Raw genomic sequence first — 507 nt, forward strand, 5'->3', positions numbered from 1 at the left:
ACAGGATTTCACGTGTCCCGTCCTACTCGATTTCACAATAAATGAGCTTTCGTGTACGGGGCTATCACCCACTATGGCCACACTTTCCAGAGTGTTCCACTAACTCATCAATTGCTTAAGGGCTACTCCCCGTTCGCTCGCCGCTACTGGGGGAATCTCAATTGATTTCTTTTCCTCCGGGTACTTAGATGTTTCAGTTCCCCGGGTTCGCCTTCCAAAGCCTATGTATTCAGCTAAGGAATACCAACTTATGTTGGTGGGTTTCCCCATTCGGAAATTCCTGGATCACAGCTTGTTTATCAGCTCCCCAAGACTTATCGCAGATTACCACGTCCTTCATCGCCTCTGACTGCCAAGGCATCCACCGTGTACGCTTAGTCACTTGACCATATAACCCGAAACGATTTACCTTCGTAAATCGTTAGAGGTCAGTCAATACAACTACCTTTAACGATCAAATGAATTTGAAGTTATTCAAATTCATCGCCATACACATTAGCTATTACC

The 507-nt window shown here is 45.4% G+C and carries 1 rRNA gene; it reads right to left on the reverse strand.

The window, feature by feature from the left end:
• Window positions 1-388: ribosomal RNA gene (locus CX664_RS25400) — 23S ribosomal RNA — on the reverse strand; the annotation flags it as partial.
• Between the last annotated feature and the right edge of the window lie 119 nt (window positions 389-507).

It is taken from the genome of Endozoicomonas acroporae (genome assembly GCF_002864045.1).
Taxonomy (GTDB): domain Bacteria; phylum Pseudomonadota; class Gammaproteobacteria; order Pseudomonadales; family Endozoicomonadaceae; genus Endozoicomonas; species Endozoicomonas acroporae.